Below are 753 nucleotides of genomic sequence, written 5' to 3' on the forward strand. Positions count from 1 at the left end.
AGTACCCCACCATCTCCTCTTCGCACATCTGTTCTACTTGTGCGTTGATTGCCATCCTCTTGCAGTTTCTGTATGTTTGCCCCCTTCCTCCCATTACTGGCAAAATTCCTGAGAGAATAATCTGTCCAACCCTGGTCTGCTTTAACTTCCTGACTAACTGTCTGAACTTCTGTACTATTCCGATCGTCCCTTCCTTGTCTGCATTGTTTGTCCCTACGTGTACTAGTATGGAACCTCCTTTGCCATGTCCCATTACTTTCTCTACTCTTTCTGTCACGTGTTCTATCTTGGCCCCCGGTAAGCAAACCACAATGTCTTCCGCCTGATTTAATGACTTGTCTGTCTTCCTCAGAATTGAATCACCCATGAACACTTTCCCTTTTCTCATAGCCCCCTGTGTTACTGCCTCAGAGTAACTCCTTCTCTGCTGTATGTCTGTGTCACTGGTGTTTCTCCCTGTCGTCTTCTTTCCTGACACTTTCTCTTCTGTCTCCTTTTCCCTTGTCACCTTATATCCTGTCGTATTCTCTCCTGTCACCTTTTCTCTTACTTCCTTTTGTTCTGTCATCTTTCTTCCTGCCTCCTTCTCTACTGTTCCTTTCCCCTCTGTCTTCTCTCCGACAAACCTTCCTTCTATCACTTTCATGTCAGTTGCCTTTCCTTCCATCATGACTCCCAAGTCTCCCCTGCCGCGGCCCCCCCCCCCCCCCAGCCCCTGCCCCCCAGGCTCCATGCCACTCCCTCCTTTCGCCT

General features: G+C 48.9%; 1 protein-coding gene. It reads right to left on the minus strand.

What is annotated here, in order from left to right; genetic code table 11:
- The coding region (locus ELQ94_RS17140; protein ID WP_133447511.1) for an SGNH/GDSL hydrolase family protein at positions 1–670 on the minus strand (670 nt) is incomplete at its 3' end.
- Positions 671–753 lie beyond the last annotated feature (83 nt).

The sequence above is a fragment of the Labedella endophytica genome, assembly GCF_003990045.1.
In the GTDB taxonomy this organism is placed as follows: domain Bacteria; phylum Actinomycetota; class Actinomycetes; order Actinomycetales; family Microbacteriaceae; genus Labedella; species Labedella endophytica.